General features: G+C 73.3%; 20 protein-coding genes. 10 read left to right on the plus strand and 10 right to left on the minus strand.

Annotation, left to right across the window (positions count from 1 at the left end; translation table 11 throughout):
• Positions 1-16: 16 nt before the first annotated feature.
• From ASG05_RS02915 to ASG05_RS02940, 6 genes are all read right to left on the minus strand, one after another.
• On the minus strand, positions 17-610 hold the full coding sequence (locus ASG05_RS02915; protein ID WP_056257107.1) for a GNAT family N-acetyltransferase: 594 nt from the start codon (positions 608-610) through the stop codon (positions 17-19).
• A 33-nt stretch (positions 611-643) separates the two neighbouring features.
• Positions 644-1315: a uracil-DNA glycosylase gene (locus tag ASG05_RS02920; protein ID WP_056258323.1), complete on the minus strand. Its 672-nt coding sequence runs from the start codon at positions 1313-1315 to the stop codon at positions 644-646.
• Between the two features lie 92 nt (positions 1316-1407).
• Positions 1408-2151, minus strand: a complete 744-nt coding sequence (locus ASG05_RS02925) for a Type 1 glutamine amidotransferase-like domain-containing protein (RefSeq protein ID WP_235491366.1) — start codon at positions 2149-2151, stop codon at positions 1408-1410.
• Positions 2148-2696: a phosphoribosyltransferase gene (locus tag ASG05_RS02930; protein WP_056257110.1), complete on the minus strand. Its 549-nt coding sequence runs from the start codon at positions 2694-2696 to the stop codon at positions 2148-2150. Before ASG05_RS02930 ends, ASG05_RS02925 begins: the two co-directional genes overlap by 4 nt.
• Positions 2697-2730: 34 nt before the next feature.
• On the minus strand, positions 2731-3495 hold the full coding sequence (locus tag ASG05_RS02935) for a YqjF family protein (protein WP_056258326.1): 765 nt from the start codon (positions 3493-3495) through the stop codon (positions 2731-2733).
• An 82-nt stretch (positions 3496-3577) separates the two neighbouring features.
• Positions 3578-4540 (minus strand): glycosyltransferase, encoded by a 963-nt coding sequence (locus tag ASG05_RS02940; protein WP_056257112.1) that lies wholly within the window; start codon positions 4538-4540, stop codon positions 3578-3580.
• Positions 4541-5158: 618 nt separating this feature from the next.
• Here ASG05_RS02940 and ASG05_RS02945 point away from each other — a divergent pair.
• Entirely contained in the window at positions 5159-5734 is a 576-nt protein-coding gene (locus ASG05_RS02945) for a hypothetical protein (protein WP_056257117.1), read from the plus strand.
• A 43-nt stretch (positions 5735-5777) separates the two neighbouring features.
• Here ASG05_RS02945 and ASG05_RS02950 read toward each other — a convergent pair whose 3' ends face one another.
• Positions 5778-6554: an SDR family oxidoreductase gene (locus tag ASG05_RS02950; protein ID WP_056257120.1), complete on the minus strand. Its 777-nt coding sequence runs from the start codon at positions 6552-6554 to the stop codon at positions 5778-5780.
• 200 nt (positions 6555-6754) lie between these two features.
• Here ASG05_RS02950 and ASG05_RS02955 point away from each other — a divergent pair, with 200 nt between their 5' ends.
• The 5 genes from ASG05_RS02955 (at position 6755) to ASG05_RS02975 (ending at position 12718) form a co-directional block, all read left to right on the plus strand.
• Complete coding sequence (locus ASG05_RS02955) at positions 6755-8086, plus strand: bifunctional o-acetylhomoserine/o-acetylserine sulfhydrylase (protein ID WP_056257122.1); 1332 nt, start codon at positions 6755-6757, stop codon at positions 8084-8086.
• Between the two features lie 89 nt (positions 8087-8175).
• Positions 8176-9375 carry a homoserine O-acetyltransferase gene (locus tag ASG05_RS02960; RefSeq protein WP_056257125.1) on the plus strand — a complete coding sequence of 400 codons (1200 nt, stop codon included), beginning with the start codon at positions 8176-8178 and terminating at the stop codon, positions 9373-9375.
• Positions 9376-9550: 175 nt separating this feature from the next.
• Positions 9551-10708, plus strand: a complete 1158-nt coding sequence (locus ASG05_RS02965) for a sensor histidine kinase (protein ID WP_056257126.1) — start codon at positions 9551-9553, stop codon at positions 10706-10708.
• Entirely contained in the window at positions 10705-11955 is a 1251-nt protein-coding gene (locus ASG05_RS02970) for a hypothetical protein (RefSeq protein WP_056257128.1), read from the plus strand. Before ASG05_RS02965 ends, ASG05_RS02970 begins: the two co-directional genes overlap by 4 nt.
• An 85-nt stretch (positions 11956-12040) precedes the next feature.
• Positions 12041-12718: a response regulator transcription factor gene (locus tag ASG05_RS02975; protein ID WP_056257130.1), complete on the plus strand. Its 678-nt coding sequence runs from the start codon at positions 12041-12043 to the stop codon at positions 12716-12718.
• A 172-nt stretch (positions 12719-12890) separates the two neighbouring features.
• On the opposite strand, the gene ASG05_RS02980 is transcribed toward ASG05_RS02975, so the two are convergent.
• The 3 genes from ASG05_RS02980 to ASG05_RS02990 all read right to left on the minus strand — a co-directional run bounded on the left by ASG05_RS02980 (position 12891) and on the right by ASG05_RS02990 (position 15998).
• Positions 12891-14141 carry an MFS transporter gene (locus ASG05_RS02980; RefSeq protein WP_056257134.1) on the minus strand — a complete coding sequence of 417 codons (1251 nt, stop codon included), beginning with the start codon at positions 14139-14141 and terminating at the stop codon, positions 12891-12893.
• Between the two features lie 199 nt (positions 14142-14340).
• A complete protein-coding gene (locus ASG05_RS02985) occupies positions 14341-14670 on the minus strand; it encodes a thiamine-binding protein (RefSeq protein WP_056257137.1) in 330 nt (109 codons plus the stop codon).
• Complete coding sequence (locus tag ASG05_RS02990) at positions 14667-15998, minus strand: glycosyltransferase 87 family protein (RefSeq protein WP_082486431.1); 1332 nt, start codon at positions 15996-15998, stop codon at positions 14667-14669. Before ASG05_RS02990 ends, ASG05_RS02985 begins: the two co-directional genes overlap by 4 nt.
• A gap of 79 nt (positions 15999-16077) precedes the next feature.
• On the opposite strand from ASG05_RS02990, the gene ASG05_RS02995 reads away from it, so the two are divergent.
• From ASG05_RS02995 to ASG05_RS03010, 4 genes are all read left to right on the plus strand, one after another.
• Positions 16078-16908 (plus strand): ABC transporter substrate-binding protein, encoded by an 831-nt coding sequence (locus tag ASG05_RS02995; RefSeq protein ID WP_056257140.1) that lies wholly within the window; start codon positions 16078-16080, stop codon positions 16906-16908.
• Positions 16872-17777, plus strand: coding sequence for an amino acid ABC transporter permease (locus ASG05_RS03000; protein WP_082486272.1), 906 nt, complete (start codon positions 16872-16874; stop codon positions 17775-17777). Before ASG05_RS02995 ends, ASG05_RS03000 begins: the two co-directional genes overlap by 37 nt.
• On the plus strand, positions 17774-18571 hold the full coding sequence (locus tag ASG05_RS03005) for an amino acid ABC transporter ATP-binding protein (RefSeq protein WP_082486274.1): 798 nt from the start codon (positions 17774-17776) through the stop codon (positions 18569-18571). Before ASG05_RS03000 ends, ASG05_RS03005 begins: the two co-directional genes overlap by 4 nt.
• A 226-nt stretch (positions 18572-18797) precedes the next feature.
• On the plus strand, positions 18798-19490 hold the full coding sequence (locus tag ASG05_RS03010) for a YceI family protein (RefSeq protein WP_056257143.1): 693 nt from the start codon (positions 18798-18800) through the stop codon (positions 19488-19490).
• The last annotated feature ends 94 nt before the right edge of the window (positions 19491-19584 follow it).

The raw sequence follows: 19584 nt of genomic DNA on the forward strand, positions 1-19584 counted from the left end.
CGGGCGCGCCGCGGGTTCAGCCCTTGCGTCGCTTCTTGAGCGACTTCTGCATGGTGACCGTGCCGAGCCACCGACCGAACTTGAAGCCGACCCGACCCATGCGTCCGACCTCGGTGAAGCCGAGGCGGGCGTGCAGGCCGATCGACGCCTCGGCGTTCTTGTCGGCGATGACGGCGATCATCTCGCGGATGCCGGCGTCGCGGCAGGCCTCGACGAGGGCCTCGAGCAGTGCCCGACCGAGCCCCTTGCCGGTCGACGCGGCCCGCAGGTAGATCGAGCTCTCGACGGTGTAGCGGTAGGCGGCCTTGCCACCCCACGGGGTCGCGACGGCGTAGCCGAGGGCCTCGCCGGACGGGTTGACCGCGACGAGGAAGGGCATGCCGAGTTTGGTCACGAAGGCGAACTTGCGGCGCCACTCGGCGAGGGTCATCGCGTCCTCGTCGAAGGTCACCGACGAGTTGGCCACGTAGTGGTTGTAGATCTCTCGCACGTAGGGCAGGTCGGCGAGCGTGGCGGGCCGGATCTCGTACGAGAAGCCGGGTTCGACCGGAGCAGGCGGCTGCAGGGCTCGCGGAAGGCGCCGTCGGGGCTGGTATTCCTCTTCGAGCACGGGCCCACTCTGCCACGCCGGGTGCGGCCGGGCTCAGGACGCGGGCGGCAACGTCCAGTCGACGGGCTCGCCGCCCTGGGCGACGAGCAGCTCGTTCGCCCGGCTGAACGGTCGCGACCCGAAGAACCCGCGCGACGCCGACAGCGGGCTCGGGTGCGGCGACTCGATCGACGGGACGTCGCCGAGCAGCGGCTTCAGCGCCGACGCGTCGCGCCCCCAGAGGATCGCCACGAGCGGTCCGCCCCGCGCGGCGAGCACCTCGATCGCGCGTTGCGTGACGGGCTCCCAGCCCTTGCCACGGTGCGACGCCGTCTCTCCCGGACGCACGGTGAGGACGCGGTTCAACAGCAGCACGCCGTGGCGCGACCACGAGGTCAGGTCGCCGTGCTCGACCACGGGCACGCCGAGGTCGTCGTGCAACTCGCGGTAGACGTTCGCCAGGCTGCGCGGCACGGGACGGACGTGCGGGTCGACCGCGAACGACAGCCCGATCGGGTGGCCCGGGGTCGGGTACGGGTCTTGGCCGACGATCAGCACGCGCACCTCGTCGAGCGGCTGACGGAAGGCCCGCAGCACGTTCTCGCCGGCGGGCAGGTAGCCGCGCCCGGCGCGCACCTCGCCGCGGAGGTACTCCCCCATGTCGGCGATGCGGTCGGCGACGGGTTCGAGGGCGGCCGCCCACGACGGGTCGATCTGCTCGGACAGCGGCCGCCGGTGGCCGTGCCCCGGATCGCGGTCCGGCTCGCCGCCCGGCTCGTGACCGGGTTCGCGGCCCTGGTCGGCACCGCCCACGTCGGTCACTCGACCCCGAGCGTGCCGACCGAGACGCCGATGATCTCGCCGTCGTCGTCGAGCTGCGGTTCGACCCGCCAGACGCTGCCGGTGCCGAACACGGCGAGGGCGCCCTCGCCGACCACGAGCGCGGTGTTCTCGTCGATCGCGACGCCGCCGCGGACGAGCCCGGCCTCGGTGGCGGCGATCAGGCGGGTCAGGGTGCCCCACTGGGCGGCGTGCACGTCGATGGCGAGGTCGACGAGCCCGAGGCCGTCGGCGAGGGTGACCTCGTCGAGGTCTTCGGCCGCGTCCTCGGGGCAGACCGGCACGTCGCCGATCAGCCAGCCGCCGAGCAGGGCACGGTCGGCGGCGATCATGGCCCCGGCCGAGAAACCGAGGTAGGGCAGCCCGTCGGCGACGAGCAGGCGCACCTGGTCGATCAACGGGGCGACGGCGTCGAGGTAGGCGGGGGTGAGTCCGCCCGCGACGAGCAGGCCGTCGACGTCGCTGAGCACGCGGGTGTCGAACTCGTCGCCCGCGGTGACGACGGTGGTGAGCGCCTCGCAGCGTCCGCCGGCGGCGATCATGGCGGGGTACCCGTCACGGAACTCGGCGGAGGGCGAGTCGTCGGCGACGACGATCAGCACCGCGATGCGCGGCACGCTGCGACCGACGGCGGCACCCCGGACGGCGGCCTCGGCCACGAAGAGGTCGTACAGCTCGGTGTCGTCAGGCGACCATCCGCCGCCCACGAGGTGGATGCTCACGCGCCCGCCCCCGAACCGACCTCGCGCGTGACGGGCGGCAGCGCGCTCCACGGGAAGGTGATCCACTGGTCGGTGCGCTTCCAGACGAAGTCGGGCTCGAGCACGGTGCGGGGCTTGCTGTAGAGGCACACGGTGCGCACCTCGGCGGCGACCTCGGCGAGCAGGTCGCGCACGAGCACGAGGGTGCGCCCGGAGTCGGACACGTCGTCGACGACGAGCACCTTCTTGCCCTCGAGCGACGGGGCGTCGAGCGTGGGCGGCAGCAGCACCGGCTCGGGCAGCCGCTCGTCGACGCCGGTGTAGAACTCGACGTTGATCGAGCCGCACATCTTGGTGTCGAGCGCGTACGAGACGGCCCCCGCGAGCACGAGCCCGCCGCGGGCCACGGCCACGATCACGTCGGGCACGAAGCCGGCCTGCACGACGTCGGAGGCCAGGTGGCGGGCGGCCTCACCGAACTCGAGCCAGCCCAGCACCTCCCTCTCGGGAGCCTCGACCTCTGGTCGTTCGGGGGCGGCCTGGCTGTCGTCGGGTGGGGTGACCATGCCGACAACCGTAACGCGCGCAGGCCTCCGCGCGTCACGCGGGGACCCAGGCACCCCCGGGCGGCGCGAAGACGGTGTCGACGCCGTCGGACCAGAGCAGCGAGTCGGGTTCGCGGTCGGTGACGCCCGGCAGGCCGCCGTCGGCCACGAGCTCGTCGTCGAGGTCGACCAGCTCGGCGCGACGGAGCGACCACGTGTCGTGCCGGTTCGGCCAGTAGCGGGTGCGTCCGCCGCGGGCGACGTGCATGCCCCAGCGGGCGGTGAGGAACTCGGCGAGCGGGTCGCCGGAGACCGCCTCGTCGGTGGGACGGACGGCCAGCAGCGACGACGGGTTCGCCCCGGGCCCGAGCCGGGTGCTGCGGTAGGTCACGACGCCGTCGGCCCGCGAGCGCTGCATCGACGCCCACCGGTACGGCAGGCCGAGGCCGACGTTGGCCGCGAGCACCGAGACGAGGCGCTGGGCCTCGAGGGTGCGGAAGACCACGCCCCGACGCCCCAGGGCGTCGACCGAGTACAGCCGCACGTTGGTCTCGAGGAAGTCGCCGGCCCAGGGCACGGCCGGCAGCGGACCGAAGGCGCTGCGCGTCAGCTCGAACGGGATCAACCCCACCCAGGTCGATCCGTCGAACACGTCGGGGCGGGTGCCGGGCGGCAGGAGCGGCGCCACCCGCTCGGGTTCGACCCGCCAGTGCGCGAACGCGAGGCCGCCCCAGTGCTGCCGGATGAACGCGGGGCGGAGCAACGGAGGCGCGGTGGCGGTGACCGGCTCGGGCTCGGCCCCCTGCGTGGTCGGGTCCATGACGGCCACGCTACGGACGCCGCCCGTGAGCGGGCCGGGTCGGGCGGCGGGGTCGGTCCCCCGGGCCGCCCGACGACGGCCGTCAGTGGCGGACCGTCGCCGATCGCAGCGGCTCGAGGTGGTCGACCGGCACGCCGATGCGGGTGCCACGCAGCAGGCCCGAGACGCGACCCGCGACCAGCGCGAGCGCGGCGACGGCCAGGAGCGACGCTCCCGCACGTCGGCCGACCAGCGACCGCCACGCGGCCGCGGTCAGCCGACCGGGCGTGACCCGGCGGACGGTGCCGGTGTCGGCGTCACGACCGACCGAGCGTCGGAGGGCGGTCTGGGCGACGCCGCGGTCGAACGCCGCACCGGCGACCGACCGCCACCGTGTCTCGCCCGGGGTGACCGTCCGCGAGACGCGGGCCGACGAGACGGAGACGACCCGCGCCTCCGGCTCGTCCGCGGCGAGGCGGAGGCAGAGCTCGGCGAACTCGGCGCCGCGGGGGGTCGCGTCCCGGACGTCGGCGCCGCTGGCCAGACCACCGACCTGCAAGAGGTCCCACCGGCGGAACGCGACGCTCGGCCCCGAGACGTCCTCGAGGTCGACCGGCCCGTCGGGGGTCGCGCGGGGCGTGCAGTCCACGGCCCAGAGCAGGGCGTCGGGCAGGCTCGTCGCGGCCGTCCCGGGCCAGGTCGGCTCGGTGCGCCCGACGACGGCGATGACGTCGACCTCGTCGAAGGGGGCCGCGAGCGCGTGCGCCCAGCCGGCGTGGACCGTGGCGTCCGCGGTGAGGAAGGCGACGACGTCGCCACGGGACGACTCGATGCCGGTGTCGCGGCTGCCGGCGAGGCCGGGCGTCCGGGTGTTGTCGACGACCACGAGGTCGTCGTACCGGTGGCGCAGGTCGTCACGGAGCCTCGGCGCCCGGTCGACGACGACGAGCACCTCGTGCACGCCCCCGTCCCGCAGGACGGAGTCGAGCGAGGCCAGCAACCCGTCGAAGGGCGTGGTCTCGTCGGCGCAGACGACGACGCTGATGCGGGGGGCGGGGCGGTTCACGCGACGCCTCCCCGGGTGGGGTGGCTGGCGGACGGGCGGACGGCGGGCTCGGGCAAGCGGACGCAGAGGGTCACGGGGGTTCCTCGGGGTTCGTCGACGGTCGCCGGTCACGCCGCAGGCGGCGCGTTCGGGTGGCGACCCTCGTCGGAGGGTGCGTTCGGGTGACGGGGCCGAGTGGGTCTCTCGGCGGCGTCGGCCGGTGGTCGATTCGGGCGACCGCGGCAGAGGCACGCCCCGGATTCGGGTACGGGGCGTCCTGACTCGTACCACGCTACGCGGGACGTCCTGAGAAGACGAGGCGAACGGGGGTCCCCCGTTCGAGGGGGACCCGTCCGGGTGACGCTCGGGTGGGGTCGCCCGCCGTGACACACCCCCCGGGGTGAGGCCCGCCGTCCCGCGCGGTTCGGCGGCCCGGCGACCCCCGGACGGCAGGAGGCGCGGGTCCGGTCGGCCTCGTCCGCCCGGTCACGGACCCGGTCGCCCCGGGCCGGAACCACCCGCCGGTGACCCGTGGCGGTGTCGCGCGTCCGCCCCGCCCCGGCCCCGTCGCCCGGCCGGGTCCCGCGCCCACGCCGGTAGTGTCGGGGCCTGACCCCCAGCACGAGAGGACGTCGACGAGTGCCGCACGGACCGGGAACACGGCGCCGAGCCGAACGCACGGCGCTCGAGCGGGCGGTCGACGAGGGCGTGCTGATCGTCCGTTCGGCACTCGTCGTCGCCGTCACCAACCAGATCATCCGCCGAGCACTGCAGGAGCACCTGCCCTTCGACGAGGACGTCGCCACCCGGGTCACGCGGGACGAGATCGACCGCCTGGCGGCCGAACAGGCGTCCGCCGCCGTGCGAGTGCGCAAGTTGCGCCGGATGACCGGCCGCTCGTACGGCCAGTCCCGGCACCAGTTCGACTACCGACCGGAGGACGCCGACGCGCTCAAGCTGCGCGAGGCCGCCTCGAAGGGCGTGGCCCGAGAGCTCGCGGCCCGGCGGGACGACGACGCGTTCGTCGGTGGGGTCGTGGCCGACGCCCGGTCCCGCGCGTGGGACGACGTCGGGCAGACCGTCGTCGACCGGCTCGGCTGGGCCGCCAGGCCCGCAGACGACTACGACGACGGTCGCGCCGACCGGTTGCGCGACCTCGTCGAGGGCGACCTGGCCGCCCTGCGCGACGCGCACCCGCGGCCCGGACGCCCCTGACGGCTCGGCCCGGCCCGCCCCGGCCCAGGCCGCCCCGGCCCGGTCAGTCCTGCCGGACGCGCAGCTCGCCCTTCGCGACCTTGTACGTCGCCGCCTGGGCCACCGGCTTGATGGTCACCAGGTCGAGGTTGACGTGCGCCGGCAGCTCGACCGAGTGCACGATCGACTCGGCGACGTCGTCGGCCGTCAGGGGCGCCTCGACGTCGCGGTAGACGGCGTCGGCGCGGTCCCGGTCGCCGCCGAAGCGCACGAGCGAGAACTCCTCGGTGTGCACCATGCCGGGGGCGATCTCGATCACGCGGATCGGTTCGCCGGCCAGTTCGAGCCGCAGCACGGCGACCAGGGCGTGCTCGGCGAACTTCGACGCGTTGTAGCCGCCGCCGTTCTCGTACGCGACGTGACCGGCGATCGAGGTGACCGTGACGACGTCGGCGCCCCGCGCCTCCTCAGCTCCCCGGCGCAGCGACGGCAGCAGTGCGGTGATCGCGCGCTTCGTGCCGAGCACGTTGACGTCGAACATGCGCTGCCAGTCGTCGATCGAGCCGTGCTCGACGCTGTCGAGGCCGAACGCACCGCCGGCGTTGTTGACGAGCGCGTGCAGCGGACCGGTGGCCTCGACGTGGGCCCGCAGGGCGGCCACGTCGTCGTCGCTCGTGAGGTCGGCCCGGAACCAGGTCGCCCCGGTCTCGTCGGCGAGCGCACGGAGGCGCTCCTCCCGTCGGGCGACCGCCAGCACGTCCCAGCCGCGCGAGCGGAACAGCCGCACCGTCGCCGCTCCGATGCCCGAGCTGGCCCCCGTCACCACGACCCGTCCCACCATGTGCGCCTCCTGCTGCCTCGTCCGTCGTCGTGGTCCGTGCGGACGCGACCCGCCCACGCTAGCGGCCCGGTTACGTCACGTGTCCCGCGTCGTGGACGGCCGGGCGGGCGGACCGTACCGTGGCTGTCACCCCGAGCCGCCCCCAGACCCGGCAACCAGACCCCAGACATCGACCCGGACACCGACCGCAGGAGCAGACCATGACCGACGCCCAGCCAGCCTGGAAGTTCGAGACCCAGCAGATCCACGCCGGGGCCCGGCCCGACCCCACGACGCACGCCCGGGCGACGCCGATCTACAAGACGACCTCGTACGTGTTCCGCGACGCCCAGCACGCGCAGGACCTCTTCGCCCTGGCCGAGAACGGCAACATCTACTCGCGCATCATGAACCCCACCCACGACGTCGTGGAGAAGCGCATCGCCGCGCTCGAGGGCGGGACGGGTGCCCTGCTGGTGGCGTCGGGGCAGGCCGCGTCGACGTTCGCCGTGCTCAACATCGCCGAGGCCGGCGACCACATCGTGTCGTCGTCGTCGATCTACGGCGGCACGTACAACCTGTTCAGGTACACGCTGGCGAAGCTCGGCATCGAGACGACCTTCGTCGAGGACCAGGACGACGCCGACGAGTGGCGCCGAGCCGTCCGGCCGAACACCAAGCTGTTCTTCGCCGAGACGATCGGCAACCCGAAGATCAACATCCTCGACCTCGAGAAGGTGTCGGGGGTGGCGCACGACGAGGGCGTGCCCCTGATCGTCGACAACACGATCGCGACGCCCTACCTGATCAGGCCGCTCGAGCACGGAGCCGACGTCGTCGTGCACTCGGCGACGAAGTTCCTCGGCGGGCACGGCACGGTCATCGGTGGCTTCATCGTCGACGGCGGCACGTTCGCGTGGTCGGCGAACGCGGACCGGTTCCCCGGGTTGACCCGGCCCGACCCGTCGTACCACGGGGCCGTCTACACCGAGGCGGTCGGCGACGAGCTCGCCTACGTCGTCAAGGCACGGGTGCAGCTGCTGCGCGACCTGGGCGCCTCGAACGGCCCCGACACGGCGTTCTCGCTGATCCAGGGCATCGAGACGCTCAGCCTGCGCATCGAGCGCCACGTGCAGAACGCCCAAGAGGTGGCCGAGTGGCTCGACGCCCGCGACGACGTCGCCGCGGTCTACTACGCCGGCCTGCCGACGAGCCCCTGGTACGCGGCGGCCAACAAGTACGCGCCGCGCGGCGCGGGCGCCGTCCTGTCGTTCGAGCTGAAGGGCGGCGTCGACGCCGGCCGGGCCCTCGTCGACGCCCTGCGGCTCTTCAGCCACCTGGCCAACATCGGCGACGTGCGCAGCCTCGTGATCCACCCCGCCTCGACGACGCACTCGCAGCTCACCCCCGAGCAGCAGCTGACCACCGGGGTCACGCCGGGCCTCGTGCGGCTCTCGGTCGGACTCGAGAACGTCGACGACCTCAAGGCCGACCTCGACGCCGGGTTCGCCGCGGCCCGCGCGGTCACCCGCGAGGCCCTGCGCAGCAGCTAGGCCGCCGCCGGGAGGCGACCACCCCGAGGAGGCGCGGTGCGCGTAACAAACGCACCGCGCCTCCTCGCGTCCTCCAGGATGGACACCACATGGACTGGCAGAGCACACCCGAGGACACCGTCCCGTCGAGCGTCATCAGCGAACGCACGCGCCTGGCCGTGCTGGGTCGCCCGCCGGTCACCGGAGCCTGGCGCGACGGCGACGATCCCGGCGGACGCCGGTTCGAGACGCTCGACGACCTGCCGCTCGAGAGCGGTGTCACGCTGCCCCGACCCCGACTCGCGTTCGAGACCTGGGGCGAGCTCGCCGCCGACGGGGGCAACGCCGTCCTCGTGTCGCACGCACTCACCGGTGACAGCCACGTCGTCGGCGAGGCCGGCCCCGGGCACCCGACGGCCGGCTGGTGGAACGGCGTCGTCGGGCCGGGGCTCGCGATCGACACCGACCGGTGGTTCGTCGTGGCGCCGAACGTGCTCGGCGGCTGCCAGGGCAGCACCGGGCCCTCGTCGTTCGCCCCGGACGCCGTCGAGTGGGGCTCGAGGTTCCCGCACCTGACGATCCGCGACCAGGTCGCCGCCCAGGCCGCCCTCGCCGACCGGCTCGGCATCGACCGGTGGGCCGCGGTCGTCGGCGGGTCGATGGGCGGCATGCACGCCCTCGAATGGGCCGTCACGCACCCGGCGCGCGTCGAGCGCCTGGCCGTGCTGGCCGCACCCCCCGTCGTGAGCGCCGACCAGATCGCCCTGAACACCGTCCAGCACGAGGCCATCCGCATGGACTCCGCCTACGACGGCGGCGACTACTACGACGCGGTCGACGGGCCCTACCGGGGCCTCGCCCTCGCCCGACGCATGGCCCTGCTGAACTACCGCTCGCCCGACGAGCTCAACGCGCGCTTCGGACGCAGCTGGCAGAGCGAGATCTCGCCCCTCGGCGGGCCCGGACGATTCCAGGTCGAGAGCTACCTCGACTTCCACGGCAACAAGTTCACGCGACGCTTCGACGCGGGCAGCTACGCGACCCTGCTCGGAGCGATGAACTCGCACGACGTCGGACGCGACCGGGGCGGGGTCGCCGCCGCCCTGAACCGGGTCACGGCCCGCACGCTCGTGCTCGGCGTCGACAGCGACCGGCTCTTCCCCGTGTCCGACCAACGGGTCGTCGCACGGCACCTCGCACACGGCCTCGACGGCGCCGACGTGGCGGTCGTCGAGAGCCCCTACGGGCACGACGGATTCCTCATCGAGACCGCCGCCGTGGGCGCGAACCTGCGCCGTCTGCTCGACTGACCCCACTTCGGCGGACACCCCGGGGTACAGTTCGCGACCGGTGCCGGATCGTTACCGGACCAATCCGCGATTCGGGCCCCGCACGACCCCCTGAGAAGGCGCTGGGTGTGAAAACATGAGGGGTCGCCAGCCGCCCGGCAGCAGCGACGACCCCGTCGGAAGCCACGCACGAACCATGGACATCTTCGCCCAAGAACGCGACCGTCTGCTCAGCAGCACGACCCGTACCCTGGGCGTCGCCTGCGCGGCGGTCTCGATCGTGGCCCTCGCGATCCCGGGCGTGACCGACCCCCTGCACCTCGCGGCCATCGCCCCGCTCGCAGCCCTGCTCGTCGTGTCGCTGCTGTTCGTGACCGGCCCGCGTGCCCGCCTCTGGGTGCCGGTCGGGCTGGCGGCGGGCATCGCCGCGACCGTGGTCGCCCTGCTGCCGGCCGGCGGCCCCGACGACGGGCCCCTCGCCACCGCGATCATCCCGCTGGCCGGAGGCGCGACGGCCGCCTTCAGCCTCATGCTCTCGTCGAGTCGTCCCCGACTGGCGACGGCGGTCGTCGCCTTCGTCGTCGAGCTCACCCTCGTCGCGCTCGCGACGGGTTCGCCCTTCACCTTCCCGGTGGCGGCCGTGCTGCTCGGCTGGGTGTCGTGCTTCGTGACCGGCCTCTGGCTCGGCCGCGCGGTGCCCCTCGCGGCACGGCGCATCTACAGCATCGGCAACGCCCACCGGGCCGAGCGTCAGGCCAGCGAGACCGAGGCGCAGCGCCGACAGGGCGCCCGGCTGCTGCACGACACCGTGCTGGCGACCCTCACCCTGCTCGCGCACTCCGGATTCGGCGTGACGCCCCAGGCCTTGCAGGACCAGGCCGCCGAGGACGCCCGCCTGCTGCGTCACCTCCGTCTCGGCGGCACGCCGCAACCGCAGGCGTCGGGAGACTACAGCCTCGAGACGGTCGAAGAATCGCCCCTGGGGCAGACCCTCGAGTCGGTCAAGCAGCGCTTCGGCCGCATGGGCCTCGAGGTCAGCTGGCACGGCACCGGCCAGGTCCTGCTGCCGACCCACGTGCTCGACGCCTTCTTGCTCGCCCTGGCCGAGTGCCTCGAGAACGTCCGGCGTCACGCCGGCGTCACCGAGGCGCACGTCACGATCATCCACGACGACTCGATGGTGCGGGCCATGGTCACCGACGCCGGGGTCGGCTTCGACCTGGCGGGCATCAGCGAAGAACGCCTGGGCTTCAAAGAATCCGTCGTCGGCCGGCTGCACGAGGTGGGCGGCAGCGCCCGGCTCTTCTCCTCGCCCGGCTCGGGCACGACCGTCGTCCTGGAGGCACCCCGATGAGCGTCGACGAGAACACCTTCGGCATCGTCCGTGGCCGACGCGCGGCCCGCGGCCTGCCCATCAGCTCGACCGGCGCCCGGTCGCTGCGCCAGGCGCGAGCTGCCGGCGCCACCCTCGGCACGGGCTACCTCGGCGTCGGCGCGGCCGTCGTCGCCGCCCTCCAGGCGGTCTACGGCCTGACGTTCTTCCTCAGCCACCTGTCCGCCTACCCCGACGTCACGCCCGCGCTCGTCTCGTGGCTGCTCTACGTCGCCACCTTCATCGGCACGGCCGTGCTCGTGACCGTCCGCGGCGAGAGGCTGACGACGGGGGTCTTCGCCGTCATCGGCGTGGTCCTCGCCGTCGTCGTCGCGCTCGACTTCGTCGCGATCTGGCCCCTGCACGACGTCGGCGCCTACGCCACGTCGAGCGTCTCGGTCGGCTTCGGCCTGCTGCCGATCGTCACCCTGAGGCCGGTGCGCGAGGTCGTCACCGCCACCGCGCTGCTCTTCGTGGCACTGGTCGTCATGGTCGCGGCCTCGACGCCCGTCACGAGCGACTCCGGGCCGCAACAGATCGCCGTCGTCGCCCTGGCCGTCCTGCCGAGCGCCATCGCCACCTTCGCCGTCCACCGGTTCCGGCGCATGGTGCAGGTCGAGCTCGACCGGGTGCTCGTCCAGAGCAACGTCTCGCAGCCGCGTTTCGCCGTGGGCATGCTCGCGAGCGACGAACTGGCCCGGCTCGACCTCGCCGCCGAGAAGCTGCTCGACGGGGTCGCCAACGGCGACGTCCCGTTGCCGCTGTCACCGAAGGTCGCCTCGCAGGCGGCCTCGCTCGCCACCGAACTGCGGTTGCACCTCATCGAGGGTCGACGCGAGACCTGGCTGCACCACGCCGTCACGGAGTCCGAGTACCTCGGGCGCTCGGTCTCGCTGGTCGACCCCTCGTCGCTGGCCGGCCTGCTCGCGCCGCCGCAGCGCGACGGCCTGCTGCAGGGCGTCTGGCTGCTGCTCGGCGACTCGAAGAGCCGTGCTCCGGGCACCACCATCCAGCTGACCCTCGGGCCCGTGACCGCCGCGTCGCAGTCGTTCGCCGGGCGGAGCGTCTGCGTGCCGGTCGTCGTCTCGACCACGGGCATCCGCCGCAACCGCGTCACGCCCGCCACCTGGAACGCCCTCGAGCGGGCCGGCGAGTACACCGTGTCGACCCACGAGTCGAGCGTCAAGATCTCGGTCGCCTGCATCGTCGACAACCCCGCCGAGACCTGAGCCGACCAGCCCCCGCGTGGTCTCCCCCGATCACCACCCCCGCCCGTAGCATGTTCACCACACCGTCCTGAAAGAAGGTCCCGACGTGTCAGACCACGACGACCGCATCCGCCTCGCCCTCGTAGACGACCACAAGATGCTGCTGGGCGCCCTCAGCGAGTGGATCCGCGGTGCCGCGAGCGACATCTCGATGGTCGCCGCCGTCGCGTCCTGGCCCGAGCTGCTCACGCACCCCGAGTTCCCGGTCGACGTCGTGCTGCTCGACCTCGACCTGAAGGACAGCATCCCGATCTCGCTCAAGATCAACACGCTCAAGACGACCGGCGTCAAGACCGTCCTGATGAGCACCTACTCCGAGCCCAACGTCGTCCGCGAGGCCCTCGCCGCCGGCGCCCTCGGCTACCTCGTCAAGAGCGAGGACGCCGAGATGATCGTCGAGGCCATCCGCTCGGCCGCCAAGGGCGAGTCGTACATCTCGGCCGAGCTCGACCTGGCCCTCAACGCGGCCGAGATCGGCGGCGTGCCCAAGCTCAGCGCTCAAGAACGCCGCGTCATGGCGCTCTACGGCGGTGGCGAGCCGGTCAAGGCCGTCGCCTACCAGCTCGGCATCAGCGAAGAGACGGCCAAGAGCTACCTCAAGCGCATCCGCGAGAAGTACCGGGTGGCCGGCTACGACGTGGGCACCAAGGTCGCGCTCCGGAAGCGCGCCATCCAGGACGGCATCCTGCTGCAGACCGACCTGCCGGCCCAGACCAGCTTCTGAGCCTCGGCCGGCTTCCGAGCCTCGGCGCGACCCCGCGAGACGGCCCGACTCCCTCAGGAGCCGGGCCGTCCGTCGTCTGCCCCACCCGCGCCTCCCCGGCTCGACCACACCGTCGCGCCCCGTGCCTCGAGGACGTCCTGCGCAGGAGGCGCGGGCGGCGCCCCGACGGCGCCTACGCCGACACCGACTCGCGCTCGGTGGCGGTGGCCCGAGCCGTCGTGCGCTTGTCGTCGACGCGCTGCATGGCGAAGCTGATCGTGGTGAGGACGACGCCGGCGAGGGCGAGCACGACGCCGACCCACCCCGGAGCCGAGAAGCCCAGCCCGGCCGCGATGACCGCGCCGCCGAGGTAGGCGCCGAAGCTGTTGCCGAGGTTCATGGCCGAGTGGTTCAGGGCGGCGCCGATGACCTGGCTCTCGCCCGCGACCTCCATCAGGCGGGACTGCACCGACGGGCCGACGCTCGACCCGACGAGGCCCACGAAGAACGTGCTGACGAAGATGCCGACGATCGAGCTCGAGGTGAGCGCGTACGCCGACAGGGCGGCGATGAGGCCGACGAAGCCGAGGTACATGGCGAGCTTGAGCGAGCGGTCGGCCAGCCAGCCGCCGAGCAGGTTGCCGATCGTCATGCCGACGCCGACCGTGACGAGCACCCAGGGCACGACGCCCTGGGCGACGCCCGCGCCCTCGGTGACGGCGTTGGCGATGTAGCTGTAGACCGCGAAGAACCCGCCGAAGCCGATGGCACCGATGCCCATGACCAGCCAGACCTGCGGCTGCTTGAACGCCCGCAGCTCACGCTTCATCGACGCGGACGCGTCGCCGTCCTGGTGGGGCACGGCGAGGGCGACGGCGGCGAAGGTGAGGGCGAAGATCAGCGCGACGGCGAGGTAGGCGACTCGCCAACCGGCCTGCTGGCCGAGCCACGTGATCGAGGGCACGCCGATGACGTTCGCGATCGTGAGGCCGCTGAGCACGAGCGCGACGCCCTTGCCCCGGTTGCCGGGCCCCATGATCGACGCGGCGACGATCGACGCGATGCCGAAGTACGCGCCGTGCGGCAGACCGGCGGCGAAGCGCGCGGCCAGCACCCAGCCGAACGAGGGCAGCAGGGCCGAGGCGATCGTGCCGACGGTGAAGGCGGCGAGCAGGGCCAGCAGCAGCTTCTTCTTCGGGAAGTGCGACGACATCGCGGCGATCGTGGGCGCCCCGACGACGACGCCGAGGGCGTAGGCGCTGATCAACCAGCCGGCCTGGGCGATGCCCGCGTCGGCCGAGCGGGCGTAGAGGCCGGGCAGCAGGTCGCCGGCCATGTTCGGCAGCAGGCCCATGGCCACGAACTCGGTCGAACCGATGCCGAACCCGCCCAGGGCGAGGGCGATGAGGGCGGCCGTGCGACGACGGCGGGAGAGGTGGGTCACGAGCGATGCCTTCGGGGTGGAGGAGTGTCAGCGAGGGAGCCTGCCACGGCTCGCCGTCGAGCTGGGAGGTGCGCGTCGATCGTTCCGGCCCGGGCACCCGAGGCGCCCGGCCGTCGGATCGTATCGATTCGACCGCGCGATGCAGCCCCCAGTCTACGGCCCGCGGGGCTGAAGTCGAGAGCCGGGGGCGACGAGTGGGTCAGGCGTCGCCGAGGGCCGCCTCGAGGCGTTCGACCTTGCCGGTCAGCTCGCCCGTGCGGCCCGGCCGGATGTCGGCCTTGAGCACGAGCGACACGCGCGACCCGTAGGCGCCGACCGCCTCGGTGGCCGCCTTGACGACGGCCATCACCTCGTCCCACTCGCCCTCGATCTCGGTGAACATCGACGAGGTGTGGTTCGGCAGCCCCGAGGCGCGCACGACGGCGACGGCGGCGGCCACCGCCGAGTGGACCGAGTCGGGCTCGGAACCGGCGGACGGCCCGCCGTCGGGGGCGACACCACTGGGCGAGACGGAGAACGCGACGATCATGCGTCCATCCTCGCGTCGTCGGGCCGGACACGCCAGAGGGTGACCACGGCCCAGGCCAGCAGTGCCAGCTCGAGCACGGCCCGGACGGTGACCACGGTCACGAGATCGGGCCGGGCGGCGAGCAGGGCGTCGTACGCGAACGGGTAGACGACCTGGGTCAGCCCCGCGACGACCACGGCGAGCACGGCCGGCACGACGAACCTCGGCCCGCCCGAGCGGGCGAGCACGAGCCCGACGACGACGGGCACGGCGAGCCAGGCGACGAACTGCGGCGACCCGACCTTGTTGGTCACGACGAGCGCGACCACGACGGCCAGCGACAACGGGCCGAGGAGGCGCGTGGCCGTCACCCCGCGGCGCACCGCCCGCAGGCCCAGCAGCACGACGCCGAGCACGACCGCGGCCATGACGACGCTCATCGCCTTCGCGGCGAAGCCGACCCCGTCGCCGGCGATCTGGTAGGTGAGGATCTGCCGGTCGTAGTAGACGAAGGTGCCGGGGACGCCCGCGGCGGCACGCCAGAGCCAGAGCACGGCCGCCGGCGACTCGACCTGCAGACCGCGACCGGCCTGCTGACCGACGAAGCCGACCACGTTCCACCCGCTGCCGAGCACGAGCGAGACGGAGACCACGACCGCACTCGTGACCGCGGCGGCCACGACGACCTCGGCCCGTCGTCGCACGGCGAGGACGGCGACCACCACCAGGGCGGCGGGCCAGACCTTGACCCAGGCCGCGATCGTGAGCAGGGCGGACGCCAGCGACGGCCGGGTCGAGACGAGCAGCAGACCCACCAGTGCGACGGCGACCGTGACGGCGTCGATGCGACCGAGGGCGATCGGGCCGAGGGCGACGAGGAACGCCAGCCACCACCAGGCCGCGACCGTCGAGCCGGGCCGCCGCCGGGCCAGGAGCACCGCGAAGGCGCCGGCGTCCAGCAGCGACACCAGCACGAGCCAGACCGCCCCGTAGCCCGCGTCGCCGCCGAGGCGGGCGACCAGCATCGGCACGGCGGCCAGCACCGGGTAGACCCAGGGACGGTCGACGCCCACCCAGTCGCCACCCCCGACGCCCTGTTGCATCCAGGTGCGGTAGACGACGTCGACGTCGCCGAGGGTGCGGTTGCCGCCGACGAGGTTCAGCCGGACGAGCCACGCGTGCACGAGCACGAAGGCGATGCCGAGCACGACGGGCGACGCCGCGAGCGACCTCACCCGGTCGACGACGGCAGCGCGACCGTCGGCCACCGGCCGGGAGCCCGATGCGCGGAGGTCGGACGCGACCGGCGTTCCGGGGTCCGCCGACGGTCGGGGCACGGGGGTCGGCATGCCCACAGGCTAGCCGCCGGTCCCGACACCGGGCGTCATGCGTCGGCCGACGTCGGCGGTCGCCGCTACGATCCCACTCATGCGCAGACCCGCCTCCCTCCGACTCGTCGCGACCGCCGCCGCCCTCGTGCTGGCCGGGTCGCTCGCCGCCTGCTCGTCCGACGGGGGCTCGGGTGCCGCCGGGGCGGCCGTCGGCCCGGTGACCGACGGCAAGCTCACGGTCGCCACGGGAGAGCCCGCGTACAGCCCCTGGGTCGAAGACGACGACCCGTCGTCCGGCAAGGGCTACGAGGCCGCCGTCGCCTACGCCGTCGCCGAGAAGCTCGGCTACGACGACTCCGACGTCGTCTGGGTGCGAACCACCTTCGACGAGGCCATCGCTCCCGGCCCGAAGACGTTCGACCTGAACCTCCAGCAGTTCTCGATCACCGATCAGCGCAAGAAGGCCGTCGACTTCTCCCCCGCCTACTACGAGACGCGCCAGGCGGTCGTCACCCTGCCCGGCACGGCCGCGGCCGACGCGACGTCGATCGCCGACCTGACGGGTCTCGCCATCGGCGCCCAGAGCGGCACGACGAGCTTCACCGCCGCCGAGACCGCCATCGACCCCGACGGCGGCGTCCAGGCCTACAACTCGAACGACGACGCCAAGGCCGCCCTCGAGGCCGGCCAGGTCGACGCCATCGTGCTCGACGTCCCGACCGCCACCTACTTCGTCGAGGGCGGCGTCGTGCTCGGCCAGCTGCCCGCGGCCGACGGGGCGAGCGACCAGCTCGGCATCGTCCTGCCGCTCGGCAGCTCGTTGACCGCCGACGTCACCACGGCCGTCGACGACCTGACGGCCGACGGCACGCTCGCCGAACTGCAGAAGCAGTGGCTGGCCGACTACGACGTGAAAGAGCTGTCGTAGCGCCTCGCTCGGTCGCAGACGCCCCCGGGGCGGTCAGCGACCTCGAACTGGGCCGGCGGGCCTTCCGTCGTCGGCAGTCGACGCGGTCGGTCGTCGTCGCCGCGGTCAGCACGATCGCCTTCGCCGCGCTCGCGTGGTGGGCGATCACCAGCACGCCCGGCTGGTCCCGGGTGCAGTTCAGCTTCCTCGACGGTGCCACGTTCGCCTCGGCATGGCCCCGCGTGGTCGAGGGCCTGTGGCTCAACGTCCGCGTTCTGGTCGTGGCCGCGATCGGCGTGGCGGTCGTCAGCTGCGCGCTGTCGGCGTTGCGCACCCTGCGCGGGCCCGTGTTCTTCCCGGTGCGGGCCCTCGTCCGCGGCTACACCGACCTCTTCCGGGGCATGCCGCTGATCATCGTGCTGTACCTGGTCGGGTTCGGCGTGCCGGGGCTCGGCCTCGGCATCCCGCGACTGCCCGCCGAGTTCTGGGGCACGATCGCGTTGGTCCTCACCTACTCGGCCTACGTGTCCGAGGTCATCCGCGCCGGCATCGACGCCGTCCACCCCTCGCAGCGCCTCGCCGCTCGCTCGCTCGGCCTCAGCCACGCCAAGACCCTTCGTCTCGTGGTCTTCCCCCAGGCCCTCCGCAAGGTGACCCCCGCCCTGATGAACGACTTCGTCTCGATGCAGAAAGACGTGGGCCTCATCTCGGTGCTCGGCGCCGTCGACGCCGTGCGCGCGGCGCAGATCGAGACCGCCACCGCGGCGAACTTCACGCCCTACGTCCTCGCCGGCCTGCTCTTCGTGCTGCTGGCGCTGCCGACCATCTGGCTGACCGACTGGCTGTCGGCGCGCCTCCGTCGTCGCGAACAGGCGGGCAGCGTCGTATGACCGCCGCCGACCCCACCCGAGGAGGCGCGGTGCCCGTCACCCCCGATGCCGGCCTGCCCGAGACGGTGCTGCGCCTCGAGGCCGTCCGCAAGTCGTTCGGCGACGCCGTCGTGCTCGACGGCATCGACCTCGACGTCGCCCGAGACGAGGTCGTCGCCCTCATCGGCGCCAGCGGCTCGGGCAAGTCGACGCTGCTGCGCACCGTGAATCTGCTCGAGCAGATCGACGACGGCCGCATCGTGCTCGGTGGGGACGACATCAGCGACCCCCGGGTGCGCGTCGACGCCGTGCGGGCCCGCATCGGCGTGGTGTTCCAGCACTTCAACCTCTTCCCGCACCTGACGGTGCTCGACAACGTCGCCCTGGCCAGCCGCCACGTGCTGCGCCAGCCGAAGGCGGCGGCGAACGAACGTGCCCTCGAGGTGCTCACCCGGGTGGGGCTCGGCGACAAGGCCGGCGCCTACCCCGACCGCCTGTCGGGCGGGCAGCAGCAGCGCGTCGCCATCGCCCGCGCCCTCGCCCCCCGACCGGCCGTGCTGCTGCTCGACGAGATCACGAGCGCGCTCGACCCCGAGCTGGTCGGCGAGGTGCTCGACCTCGTGCGCACGCTGAAAGAGGTGGGCACGACGATCCTCATGGCGACCCACGAGATGGCGTTCGCCCGCGACGTCGCCGACCGCGTCGTGTTCCTCGACCGGGGCCGGATCGCCGAACAGGGGCCGCCCGCCCAGCTCTTCACGTCGCCGCGCGAGGCCCGCACCCGCGAGTTCCTCACCCGCTTCACCGCGCCCTGACCAGCTGACGCACGGTCGCGTCGGCGCACCGGGGCACCGGGACAACGACCCGCCGACCCGCCGACCCGCCGCCCCACCGACCCACCGACGCGACGACGGGCCGAGGCACCGGCGCCCACCGTCTTCACCCGCGCCTCCCAGCCCTTTGCGAGGGTGACGCGTCACCATCGTCGGAGCCCCGTGGACTCGCCGCGCGTCACGCCGACCCCTCCGAAGGACGACCACCATGAAGAAGAACACCAAGATCGGGCTGGGCGTCGCCGCAGCCGTCGTCGTCGTGCTGGGGGTCACCGCCGCCTTCGCCGGGCCGGTCATCTACCGCGACCTCGTGGTGGGCGAGCCCGAGGCGGCCCCCACCGCCGCCCTCACCCCCGGGTCGAGCACCCTCGACGCCAGCCAGCTCACCGGCGTCTGGAGCATCGGCGACGGCAGCACGGCCGGCTACCGCGTCGACGAGGTGCTGAACGGCACCGACGTCACGGTGGTCGGCAGCACCGACCAGGTCTCGGGCACCATCACGGTCGACGGCACCAGCATCACGGCCGCGACCATCGACGTCGACGTGGCCTCGATCGCGACCGACAGCGGCAACCGCGACGACTACTTCCGGGGCACCGCCATGCAGGTGAACCGCTTCCCCACCGCCACCTTCACGCTCACCGAGCCGATCGAGGCGGCCGTGCCATCCGACGGCGAGGTGGCGAGCGTCGACGCGACCGGCGAGCTGACCCTGCACGGCGTCACGAAGACCGTGAGCGTGCCCCTGCAGGCGGCGCTCTCGGGTGACGGCGTGCAGGTCAGCGGCTCGATCCCCGTGACGTTCTCGGACTACGGCGTCGAGGCCCCCGACCTCGGCTTCGTCAGCGTCGAGGACCAGGGCACGGTCGAGTTCCTCGTGGCGGCGACCCCCGCCTCCTGACCGTCCGCGCTCGGCCGACCGGGCGTCGCTCCACGAACGGGACGGCGCGCGCCGGGCCGGGTTCCGACGGCCGGGCCGCGAGGGCCGGCCCTCG

The organism is Frigoribacterium sp. Leaf186 (assembly GCF_001423905.1).
GTDB lineage: Bacteria > Actinomycetota > Actinomycetes > Actinomycetales > Microbacteriaceae > Frigoribacterium.

Excerpts from the sequence above, each read along its gene's own strand:
- ASG05_RS02930 (WP_056257110.1), bottom strand. The coding sequence starts at position 2,696 with ATGGTCACCCCACCCGACGACAGCCAGGCCGCCCCCGAACGACCAGAG.
- ASG05_RS02935 (WP_056258326.1), bottom strand. The coding sequence starts at position 3,495 with ATGGACCCGACCACGCAGGGGGCCGAGCCCGAGCCGGTCACCGCCACC.
- ASG05_RS02950 (WP_056257120.1), bottom strand. The coding sequence starts at position 6,554 with ATGGTGGGACGGGTCGTGGTGACGGGGGCCAGCTCGGGCATCGGAGCG.
- ASG05_RS02955 (WP_056257122.1), top strand. The coding sequence starts at position 6,755 with ATGACCGACGCCCAGCCAGCCTGGAAGTTCGAGACCCAGCAGATCCAC.
- ASG05_RS02960 (WP_056257125.1), top strand. The coding sequence starts at position 8,176 with ATGGACTGGCAGAGCACACCCGAGGACACCGTCCCGTCGAGCGTCATC.
- ASG05_RS02965 (WP_056257126.1), top strand. The coding sequence starts at position 9,551 with ATGGACATCTTCGCCCAAGAACGCGACCGTCTGCTCAGCAGCACGACC.
- ASG05_RS02970 (WP_056257128.1), top strand. The coding sequence starts at position 10,705 with ATGAGCGTCGACGAGAACACCTTCGGCATCGTCCGTGGCCGACGCGCG.
- ASG05_RS02985 (WP_056257137.1), bottom strand. The coding sequence starts at position 14,670 with ATGATCGTCGCGTTCTCCGTCTCGCCCAGTGGTGTCGCCCCCGACGGC.
- ASG05_RS02990 (WP_082486431.1), bottom strand. The coding sequence starts at position 15,998 with ATGCCGACCCCCGTGCCCCGACCGTCGGCGGACCCCGGAACGCCGGTC.
- ASG05_RS02995 (WP_056257140.1), top strand. The coding sequence starts at position 16,078 with ATGCGCAGACCCGCCTCCCTCCGACTCGTCGCGACCGCCGCCGCCCTC.
- ASG05_RS03005 (WP_082486274.1), top strand. The coding sequence starts at position 17,774 with ATGACCGCCGCCGACCCCACCCGAGGAGGCGCGGTGCCCGTCACCCCC.
- ASG05_RS03010 (WP_056257143.1), top strand. The coding sequence starts at position 18,798 with ATGAAGAAGAACACCAAGATCGGGCTGGGCGTCGCCGCAGCCGTCGTC.